9 protein-coding genes are annotated in these 10,050 nt (G+C 61.9%); all 9 read right to left on the bottom strand.

Annotation, left to right across the window (positions count from 1 at the left end; genetic code table 11):
- Positions 1-70: 70 nt before the first annotated feature.
- Positions 71-1,021 (bottom strand): transaldolase, encoded by a 951-nt coding sequence (gene tal, locus L1075_RS07530; protein ID WP_246941224.1) that lies wholly within the window; start codon positions 1,019-1,021, stop codon positions 71-73.
- Between the two features lie 39 nt (positions 1,022-1,060).
- On the bottom strand, positions 1,061-2,557 hold the full coding sequence (xylB, locus tag L1075_RS07525; protein ID WP_246941222.1) for a xylulokinase: 1,497 nt from the start codon (positions 2,555-2,557) through the stop codon (positions 1,061-1,063).
- Between the two features lie 69 nt (positions 2,558-2,626).
- Complete coding sequence (locus tag L1075_RS07520) at positions 2,627-4,111, bottom strand: mannitol dehydrogenase family protein (protein WP_246941220.1); 1,485 nt, start codon at positions 4,109-4,111, stop codon at positions 2,627-2,629.
- Positions 4,112-4,177: 66 nt separating this feature from the next.
- Positions 4,178-4,963, bottom strand: a complete 786-nt coding sequence (locus L1075_RS07515; RefSeq protein WP_246941218.1) for an L-iditol 2-dehydrogenase — start codon at positions 4,961-4,963, stop codon at positions 4,178-4,180.
- Between the two features lie 50 nt (positions 4,964-5,013).
- A complete protein-coding gene (locus L1075_RS07510) occupies positions 5,014-5,694 on the bottom strand; it encodes an HAD family hydrolase (RefSeq protein ID WP_040239653.1) in 681 nt (226 codons plus the stop codon).
- 11 nt (positions 5,695-5,705) lie between these two features.
- Positions 5,706-6,848, bottom strand: coding sequence for an ABC transporter ATP-binding protein (locus L1075_RS07505; protein WP_040239651.1), 1,143 nt, complete (start codon positions 6,846-6,848; stop codon positions 5,706-5,708).
- Positions 6,849-6,858: 10 nt separating this feature from the next.
- Entirely contained in the window at positions 6,859-7,680 is an 822-nt protein-coding gene (locus L1075_RS07500) for a carbohydrate ABC transporter permease (RefSeq protein ID WP_040239650.1), read from the bottom strand.
- A gap of 15 nt (positions 7,681-7,695) precedes the next feature.
- Positions 7,696-8,583: a carbohydrate ABC transporter permease gene (locus L1075_RS07495; RefSeq protein ID WP_040239646.1), complete on the bottom strand. Its 888-nt coding sequence runs from the start codon at positions 8,581-8,583 to the stop codon at positions 7,696-7,698.
- 78 nt (positions 8,584-8,661) lie between these two features.
- Positions 8,662-9,972: an ABC transporter substrate-binding protein gene (locus tag L1075_RS07490; protein ID WP_040239645.1), complete on the bottom strand. Its 1,311-nt coding sequence runs from the start codon at positions 9,970-9,972 to the stop codon at positions 8,662-8,664.
- Positions 9,973-10,050 lie beyond the last annotated feature (78 nt).

The raw sequence follows: 10,050 nt of genomic DNA, 5'->3' as shown, positions 1-10,050 counted from the left end.
ACGTAAAAGGCCGGCATTCGCCGGCCTTCTTGCATTGGCACTCGCGGTATCGCGGAGCGCTACGCGCGTATTATCCCAGCCGCGTGGCGAGTTTCTCCTCCAGCGTCGCCTGATCGTCGGCGAAACGGCGAATGCCCTCGGCGAGCTTCTCGGTGGCCATGGCATCCTGATTGAGCCCCCAGCGGAACTCGGTTTCATTCAATGGCGTGAGACGTTCGCTGGCGTCCCCGACATCGCTGATCTTGCGCTCGATCTCGCCTTCCTGACTCTCGAGTTCCTCGAGCAGTGCCGGCGAAATGGTCAGGCGATTGCAGCCGGCCAGCCCCAGGATCTGACCCTTGGTCCGGAAGCTGGCCCCCATGACCACGGTGTCATAGCGGTAGCGGCTGGCGATGTCGCATACCTCGCGCACGAACACCACGCCCGGGTCTTCTTCCGGTGCGTACTCCTGCCCGGTTTTCTGCTTGTACCAGTCAGTGACGCGGCCTACGAAGGGCGAGATGAGATATACTCCGGCGTCGAAGCAGGCACGGGCCTGCGCCTTGGAGAACAGCAGCGTCAGATTGCACTGAATGCCTTCCTTCTCGAGCTGCTCGGCGGCGCGGATGCCCTCCCAGGTGGAGGCCAGCTTGATCAGCACGCGTTCGCGGCCAATGCCGCGCTGCTCGTAAAGCTCGATGAGGCGATGCGCCTTCTTGATGCTCGCCTCGCGGTCGAAGGACAGCTTGGCGGCCACTTCCGTGGACACACGTCCCGGAATCAGTTGCGTGATCTCGCTACCCATGGCGACGGATAAACGATCCACCGCTTCGTCGACACGGGCCTCGGGGTCGGCGATATCGGTCTTGACCTGCGCCAGCGTCTCGTCGATCAGCGCTTGATAGCCGGGCAGCTCGAAGGCCTTGAGGATCAGCGAGGGATTTGTCGTGGCATCGTGCGGCTGATAGCGCTTGATCGCCTCGAGATCGCCGGTATCGGCGACCACCATCGAAAGTTGCTTGAGAGCCTCGAGTTGCGTCATGGCAAATATCCTGTAACGAAAAGGGTCATGGGTCGCGTCTCATGGCGCGACGTCGTAGCGTTCGGCCAGTGCCTGACGGTAACGCTGGTAGAGTTCCTGATAACGGCGCACCGGTTCGCCACGCGGACGGGTCAGGGTATCGAGATCCACCTCGACGAGCTGTTCGGTCAGTGCCGCCAACGACTCACCCCGCCCACGCGCCAGGGTATCGCACCATGCGGCCTGAATCGCCCCGCCCAGGGCGGCAGCTTCGGTAATACGTGGGCAGATCACGTCGACATCCAGCACATCGGCGACAATTTGGCGCCAGACGGCACTCTTGGCGCCACCGCCGACCAGACGGACCTGGCTAGCCTGCGATGCCAGCTCGCCCAAGCGTTCGAACCCATAGCGTAGCCCGAACGTCGTCCCTTCGACCACCGCACGACATAGATTGTCCGCTGTCGTATTGAGGCTCGTCATCCCCTCGAAGCTGGCGGTGGCATGTGGTAGTGCCGGCACGCGCTCGCCATTGAAAAATGGCAACGCCATGACGCCCTCGGCGCCCAGCGGGGCTCTGGCCACTCGCTCTCCGAAGGTCACCAGATCTAAACCGAAAAGCTCACGGACCTTGGTTGTCGCTGAGGTCACGTTCATGGTGCAGATAAGCGGTAACCAGCCGCCGTGACTGGCGCAGAAATTGGCAACCTGTGCGTCCTCGGCCTCCATCGGCGCGGCCGAATGAGCGTACACAGTTCCCGACGTGCCCAGGCTCAAAGTCACCATGCCGGGCGCGATGTTGCCAGTGCCGATGGCTGCCATCATGTTGTCGCCGCCGCCACTGGACACCAGTACGTCATCGCCGATGCCCAGCAAGCGCGCGACCTCGGGACGTACCGTTCCCACTGGGGCGTGAGAGTCGATCAAACGCGGCAGTACCGCCTCCGGCGAGAGTTCGGGCGCCATGGCCTGGAACACGTCATGACGCCAGCTGCGCGTGCGGGTATCGAAGTACCCGGTGCCGGAGGCATCGCCGCACTCGGCAACGCGCTCGCCGGTCAGCCAGAAATTCAAGTAATCGTGGGGTAACAGCAACGTGGCGATACGCCGGTAAGCGTCCGGGTGTGTATCGCGCAACCAGGCGACTTTCGAGGCCGTATAGCCGGTTTGAAGCACCAATCCCAGCTTGTCCAGGCAGCCTTCTCGACCGCCCAAGCGCTCGATCAGCGTCTCGTTGTGAAGCGCCGTTTCGGTATCGCACCACAATTTCGCGGGATGCAGCGGTTGCCCGTCGGCATCCAACGCGACCATGCCGTGCTGCTGCCCCGAGACACCGATGGCACGGATGTCGCGCGCATCGATCCGCGCCTCGCTCACCGCTTCGTGGAACGCCTCGGTCAAGGCCGCGACCCATTCACTCACGTCCTGTTCGCGCTTGCCGTTATCACCTTCGATCAAATGATGCGGGCGGCTGGCCTCACCCAGAATCGCCGCATGCTCGATATCGACCACCACGACCTTGGTGCTCTGCGTTCCACAATCCACGCCAACGTACATGCTCTCTCCTTCGGCTGCAGCGCATTCCCCGACTATGACGGGGTATCGAGTATCCGCCCCTTGGCCACGTTACGACATACGACCCTCGACCAAGGCATGCAATGTCGCGCGTGCTCCATCAGCATGCAAGGAGGCAAGCGCCTGCTGATAAGCGTCGCGGAAACGCGCGTCATCCGCCAGGTCGCCGAACAAGGCGTGCTGCTCGATGAACGCCGTTGGAGCGTCGCGATTGTCGCCGGCGACCGCCATCAAGCGCTCCTTGAGACGGTCGACGACCTCGATCGGCTGGCCTTGTTCGTCGCTCCCTTCAGCATAGCGTGCCCAACTGGCAACCACAGCAGCACTGCGGTGGATATCGCCACCCCGCGCGAGTTGCTCGCGAATCACCGGCAACAACCACTTTGGAATGCGGTCGGAACTCTCGGCACACAGCCGCGCCAGAGTGTCCTTGATTTCAGGGTTGGCGAAACGCTCGATCAGCGTCTGTTGGTAGTCGGCCAGGTCGACGCCCGGCACCGGCGATAGGGTCGGCGTGGCCTCGAGTTGCATGTAATCGAGCAGGAAATCGACGAATAGCGGATCCTGGCACACCTCATGAGCGTAGCGGTAACCGGCAAGATAACCGAAATAAGTCAGCGCCTGATGGCTGGCGTTGAGCAGGCGCAGCTTCATCAGCTCATAGGGCACGACATCCTCGACCATCTGCACGCCGACCCGTTCGTAGGGCGGTCGGCCGAGCGAGAAATGATCCTCGAGCACCCATTGAGTAAAGGGTTCGCAGACCACCGGCCACTGGTCCTCGACGTCGAAACGCTCAGCGAGCGCGGCGATATCATCCGGCGTCGTCACCGGCGTGATGCGATCGACCATGGCATTGGGGAAGCAGACCTCGGTCTCGACCCAACTACCCAGTTCGCCGTCCAGTGCACGCGCATGAGCGGTGAACATGGTGCGGGCGACATCGCCATTGCCTTCGATGTTGTCGCAGGACATCACCGTGAACGGCGCGATACTCCGTTCACGACGCCGCTTGAGCGCCGCGATGACCAGCCCGAAGGTGGTACGTGGCACCTCGGGCGAGTCCAGGTCATGGCGCACGTCCGGTGTCGTGAGATCGTATTCGCCATTGGCGGGATCGATGTTGTACCCCCCTTCGGTCACCGTCAGGGAGACGATGCGAATCGCGGGATCGCTCATGGCCTCGATGACCGCCTCGGGATCGTCGGGCGCGTAGAGGTAATCGATGAGCGAGCCGATCACCCGCGGCTCGTAGCGGCCATCGGGGTGCTTGACCACCAGCGTGTAGAGATGATCCTGCGCCGCCAGGGCATCGCGCATACGCGTATCGCCGGGCATGACACCGACGCCGACGATGGCCCAATCGAGCGCCTCGTCCCGATTCATAAGAGCATCGAGATACATCGCCTGATGAGCGCGATGGAAACCGCCCACGCCGATATGGACGATGCCCGGTGTGAGCTGTGAGCGATCATAGCCCGGCGTGGCGACGGCGGCATCGAGACGCGCCAGGGTAGCGTTGGTCAGTTCAGTCATGGAAAGAATCCTTGGGCCGAGCGAGTGTCGAATATCAGCGTGAAAATGCCAGCGTGCCGCCCGCGGTCAGCTCATCCAGTTGCCGCCATCGACGTTCAGCGTCTGTGCCACCACGTAGTCGCTGTCACCCGAGGCCAGGAATACCGCCGCGCCCGTATGATCCTCGGGAAGCCCCATGCGCCCATAAGGCACTTCCTCGCCGACCAGACGCTTCTTCTCGCCGGGCGGGCGGTTTTCAAAACGCGCGAACAGTGCATCGACTTCGTCCCACATCGGCGTGTCGACCACGCCCGGGGCGATGCCGTTGACGTTGATTCCCTGCTTTATCAGGCTGAGCCCGCATGACTGGGTGAGGCTGATCACCGCCGCCTTGGAGGCACAGTACATGCTGACCAGCGGCTCGCCGCGGCGCCCGGCCTGGGAGGCCATGTTGATGATCTTGCCGCCCTTCCCGCGCGCGACCATGTGCGCCGCCACGGCCTGAAGGGTGAAGAAGGTGCCCTTGACGTTGATGCCGAACTGCCGGTCGTAGCTGGCCTCACTGACCTCGAGGATCGGCGCCATGTCGAACACGGCAGCATTGTTGACCAGGATATCGATGCCGCCGAAGCGCGCCTCGACGGCCTCGATCATCGACTGGCGAGAAGCGGCGTCGGCCACATCGAGACGCACCGCCATCACCGGCGCATCACGCGAGTCAGCCTGGATGTCGGCTACTGCCCGCTCGGCGGCTTCGATGTCGATGTCGGCGATCGCCACCCGAGCCCCCTCTGCCAAATAGCGTGTGACGATCGCCAGACCGATACCGCGCGCCCCTCCAGTCACCACTGCGGTACGCTTTTCGAGTTTCATCACCGTGATTCCTTGTCCGGAAGAAGTTGGGAGACACAACACGCGGCCGTCTAGCGCACGTCCCGTCGCTCGACACGCCAGCGTTGCACCAACGCGCCGAGTTCCGCCATCTGCATGAGAACCTGCCAGGCGCCGGCATCACGCAGCCGCGCCTCGTGACCGGGTTCGATATGACTAGCGCCTGTAAAGCCGATCACCGTCATACCAGCGGCACAGGCCGCACGGGTGCCGGACACGCTGTCCTCGATGACCAGACAGGCCTCAGGCTTGATTCCGAGGCTCTCCGCCGCCAGCCGGTAGACGTCCGGCGCTGGCTTGGGTAGGGCCACTTGCTCGGCAGTGAACAACGGTGCCTTGCCGAGCAGTGCATCGAGCCCGGTGTTGGCCAGCGAGTCGATGACACGGCGGCGACGGCTGTTAGAGACGACCGCCAGTGGCAAATCGAGCGCCTCGATGGCCGCTGCCACGCCAACCATCGCCTCGAGTTCATCGCCCAGACGCTGCTCGATCGCCGTATCGATGCGCGCCAGGGCGTCCTCAGGCAAGTCATGGACACTGTGGGCGGCAAGGTGGTCGAGAATCGCCTGAGTGGTCATGCCTAGCGCATGGCGCAGCTCGTCGCCGATAGCCAAGTCGGGCAACCAAGCCGTCAGACACTCGTGTAGCACCGATTCGGCAATGGCCTCGCTATCGACAAGCACGCCATCGCAATCGAAGATCAGCATCTCCATGGACGACTCCATCATTGGTCGCCCGGGGCGGAGGACACGCGATTTTGCTTGCGGTCGATATCGACCAGCGGATGGCGATGTAGATGGTCCAGCGCCTCGCCATCGCCCTTGAAGAGATGGCCACAGGTTGGGTCGAAGGAAAAACGCACTTGGTCGTGCACCCGGTGAGCAACATCGCCGTCGGCCACCAGAATCCACTCGCTGTCACCGTGCTCGAGATACAGCGAGGTGACTCCACCGAGACGCTCGATGACCACAATCTTGCCGGTCAGCGGGCCCTCGTCATCGAGCTTCAAGTGCTCGGGGCGGATGCCCAGCGTCAGCGTGTCGCCGGCGCTGACGCCACGACCATCGACCGGCACCCGGCAGTCACCGCCAGGTAGCGCCACGTTGATGCCTTCACTACTTGCCTCGCGGACCTCGACGTCGAGGAAATTCATCTTCGGTGAGCCGATGAAGCCGGCCACGAAGCGGTTGCACGGGTGGTGATAGAGCGCCATCGGCGAACCGATCTGCTCGACCAAGCCGTCCTGCAGCACGACGATCTTGTCGGCCATGGTCATGGCCTCGATCTGGTCGTGAGTGACGTAGATCATCGTCGCGTCGAGTTCCTCGTGCAGCCGGGCCAGCTCGATGCGCATCTGCACGCGCAGCGCCGCATCGAGGTTCGACAGCGGTTCGTCGAACAGGAAGATACTCGGATTGCGCACGATCGCCCGGCCGATGGCCACGCGCTGGCGCTGACCGCCGGACAGCGCGCGAGGCTTGCGGTCGAGCAGCGGCTCGAGCTGCAGGATGCGCGCGGCGGAGAGGACCTTCTCGCGGCGCTCGGCCTTGGGCACCTTGGCCAGGCGCAGGCTGAAGCCCATGTTGTCCTCGACGCTCATGTGCGGGTAGAGCGCATAGCTCTGGAAGACCATCGCCAGGCCGCGGTCGGCGGGCCCGACCTCGTTGATACGCTCGCCATCGATGGCGATCTCACCGCTGGTGGTACTCTCGAGCCCCGCGATCATCCGCATCAGGGTCGACTTGCCGCAGCCCGAGGGGCCGACGAAGACCACGAATTCACGGTCCTTGACCTCGAGGTCGACGCCCTTGATGACCTGAGTGCCGCCGAAGTCCTTGACGATGTTGTTGAGTTGTAGCGTTGCCATGGCGAATTCCTTATTTGACGGCGCCGAAGGTGAGACCACGCACCATCTGTTTCTGGGTCATCCAACCGAAGATCAGGATCGGCGCGATGGCCAGCGTCGAGGCGGCGGACAACTTGGCCCAGAACAGCCCTTCGGGACTCGAGAAGGAGGCGATGAAAGCGGTCAGCGGGGCGGCATCCGAAGTCGTCAGATTGAGGCTCCAAAATGCCTCGTTCCAGCTCAGGATCACCGACAATAGCCCGGTGGAGGCGATCCCCGGCAGGGTCAGCGGCAACAGCAGGTAGAGCACTTCCTGCACGGTGCCGGCTCCGTCCATGCGCCCCGCCTCGAGGATGTCCTTGGGAATATCCTTGAAGAAGGTGTAAAGCATCCACACCACGATCGGCAGGTTCATCAGCATGTAAACGATGGTCAGCCCAAGCTGCGAGTCGAGCAGCCCCATGTCGCGGAACAACAGATAAACCGGCATCAGCACGCCCACTGGCGGTAGCATCTTGGTGGACAGCATCCACAACAGCGTGCCCTGGGTGCGCTTGGTCGGCAGAAAGGCCATCGAGTAGGCCGCGGGGATCGCCACGATCAACGCCAACAGCGTCGAGCCGAACGAAATCACGATGCTGTTCAGGGCGAACTTCAAGTAGTCGGCGCGTGCCATGACGGTGTGGTACCCCGCCAGAGTCGGCTCGAAGAACAGGCTGGGCGGTGTCGCGACCGCCTCGCCCTCGGTCTTGAAGCCGGTCAGTATCATCCAGAAGATCGGGAAGAACACGATCAGCGCGATGCCCCAGGCAAGTAGCGTGAGCAGCAGTTTTTTGGTCATCGTAGGGTTCATGCAGTGCTCCTCGCCTCAGGTCTCGAGATTCTTGGCTACGGTGCGGATCAAGAAGATCGCCACGATGTTGGCCAGAATGATGGCGATGACACCGCCGGCCGAGGCGCCGCCCACGTCGAAATCCAACAGCGCGCGGATATAGATGAAATAGGCCAGGTTGGTCGAAGCCAGTCCCGGACCGCCCGAGGTGGTAACGAAAATCTCGGCGAAGATGGTCAGCAGGAAGATCATCTCGATCATGATCACCACACTGATCGCGCGCTTCAGGTGCGGCAGGGTGATGAACCAGAAGATCGCCAATGGCCCGGCGCCGTCCATGCGGGCCGCCTCGACTTGGTCGTCGTCCAGCGACTGGATGGCGGTGAGCAGTATCAACAGCGCGAAAGGCATCCACTGCCAGGAAACGATGATGATGATCGAGGTCAACGGCATCGACGAGAACCAGTCGATCACCGGCAGCCCTAGCAGATTGCTCAGCCAGGCGAACACGCCGTTGACCGGGTGCATCAGCATGTTTTTCCACACCAATGCACCGACGGTGGGCATGACGAAAAACGGTGCGATCACCAGTAGCCGGGCGATGCCACGGCCGAAGAATTCCTGCTGGAAGAGTACCGCCAGCAGCGTACCGCCGATCACGCTGATCGCCAGCACCCAGCCGACCAGCAACAGGGTATTGCCCATCGCCGTCCACAAGGCCGGGTCGGTGAGCAAATAAGTGTAATTGTCCCAGCCGGCGAAGCCGGAGATCATGGGATTGATCAGGTTATAGCGCTGGAAGGAGAACCATAGGGTCATGCCCAGCGGCACCAGCATCCATAACAGCAGCAAGGTGACCGCCGGGCCCTGCAGGAACAGATTGCGGAAGCCGCCGACGGTTCGTCCAGACGTTCTCTCGCGCATGGGAGTGCCCCACTGAAGGAAACGAGTCGGGAAATGCGGCCGGATCATGACGATCCGGCCGACGTGGGATGCTACGGGTTAGTCGTAGTAGCCAGCCTGACGCATGGTACGTTCGACCGAGCGCTGGGCCTGATCGAGGGCGGCATCGACCGACTGCTCGCCGGAAAGCGCGGCGCCGATCATCTGGCCGACCTGGGTACCCACCGACTGGAACTCGGGAATATTGACAGTCTGCACGCCGATATACGGGCTCGGCTTGAGCGTCGAGTCGGTCGGATCGGCAGTCTGGATGGCGTTCAGCACGAAATCGGCGAACGGCGCGGCTTCTTGATACTTGGGATTCTCGTAGGTCGACTCACGAGTGCCCGGGGGCACGCTGGTCCAGCCTTCTTTCTCGCCGACCAGTTCGATGTATTCCTGCGAGGTCGCCCAGGTGATGAAGGTCTTGGCGGCGTCCTTGGAATCCGACGAAGTGGGAATCGCCAGCGTCCACGACCATAGCCAGTTGGAACCCTTCGGGGTCTTGGCGATCGGTGCGGGAGCGAAGCCCAACTTGTCAGCTACCTGCGACTCATCGGCATCATAAAACTTGCCGGCAGCCGAGGTGGCATCGACCCACATACCGCACTTGCCGCTGGAGAACAGCGCCTGGTTCTCGTTGAAGCCGTTGGAGGTCGCGCCCGGCGGGCCATATTTATTCATCAGATCGACATAGAAGCTGACCGCTTCTTTCCACTCCGGCGAATTGATTTCCGGATGCCAGTCTTCATCGAACCAACGGCCGCCGAAGGTATTCACCAATGTCGAGACGAAAGCCATGTTCTCGCCCCAGCCCGGCTTGCCACGCAGGCAGATGCCATAAACGTCGTTGTCGGGGTCGTTGATCTGGCTCGCCCAGTCCTGAACCTGGTCCCAGGTCGGTTGATCGGACATCTCGATGCCGGCTTTTTCGAAGAGATCGGTGCGGTAATACATCATCGAGCTCTCGCCGTAGAACGGCAGCGCATACAGCGAACCGTCTTGGCTCAAGCCGTCGCGGATCGGCTTGATCAAGTCGTCTTCGTTATAGCTTTCGGGAAGGTCATCGAGTTCGACCAACCAGTCCTGCTTGGCCCAGATCGGCACTTCATAGGTGCCGACGGTCATGACATCGAACTGACCGCCATCGGTAGCGATGTCAGTGGTCAGACGCTGACGCAGCACGTTTTCCTCGAGCACCACCCATTCCAGATCGATATCCGGATGAGCCTTTTCGAATTCGTCGGTCAGGCCCTGCATGATGATCATGTCGTTGTTGTTTACCGTGGCCACGGTGATGGTTTCGGCGTGTGCGGCGAACGAGGCCAATGTCGCGGCACCGGCCAGGGGTAATACGTGTTTCAGGTACATGGCGAGCTCCTGAGAGGAGATTCTTGAATTTGTTTTGATCAATCTACTCATTGAGTATTCAAATGATCATTTGCAACG

It is taken from the genome of Chromohalobacter beijerinckii (assembly GCF_023061185.1).
In the GTDB taxonomy this organism is placed as follows: domain Bacteria; phylum Pseudomonadota; class Gammaproteobacteria; order Pseudomonadales; family Halomonadaceae; genus Chromohalobacter; species Chromohalobacter beijerinckii.
Note: the sequence above shows the minus strand (reverse complement) of the source record. Positions and strands in the feature narration are given on the sequence as shown.

Excerpts from the sequence above, each read along its gene's own strand:
- L1075_RS07520 (WP_246941220.1), bottom strand. The coding sequence starts at position 4,111 with ATGACTGAACTGACCAACGCTACCCTGGCGCGTCTCGATGCCGCCGTC.
- L1075_RS07500 (WP_040239650.1), bottom strand. The coding sequence starts at position 7,680 with ATGAACCCTACGATGACCAAAAAACTGCTGCTCACGCTACTTGCCTGG.
- L1075_RS07505 (WP_040239651.1), bottom strand. The coding sequence starts at position 6,848 with ATGGCAACGCTACAACTCAACAACATCGTCAAGGACTTCGGCGGCACT.
- L1075_RS07495 (WP_040239646.1), bottom strand. The coding sequence starts at position 8,583 with ATGCGCGAGAGAACGTCTGGACGAACCGTCGGCGGCTTCCGCAATCTG.
- L1075_RS07510 (WP_040239653.1), bottom strand. The coding sequence starts at position 5,694 with ATGGAGATGCTGATCTTCGATTGCGATGGCGTGCTTGTCGATAGCGAG.
- L1075_RS07515 (WP_246941218.1), bottom strand. The coding sequence starts at position 4,963 with ATGAAACTCGAAAAGCGTACCGCAGTGGTGACTGGAGGGGCGCGCGGT.
- L1075_RS07490 (WP_040239645.1), bottom strand. The coding sequence starts at position 9,972 with ATGTACCTGAAACACGTATTACCCCTGGCCGGTGCCGCGACATTGGCC.
- tal (WP_246941224.1), bottom strand. The coding sequence starts at position 1,021 with ATGACGCAACTCGAGGCTCTCAAGCAACTTTCGATGGTGGTCGCCGAT.
- xylB (WP_246941222.1), bottom strand. The coding sequence starts at position 2,557 with ATGTACGTTGGCGTGGATTGTGGAACGCAGAGCACCAAGGTCGTGGTG.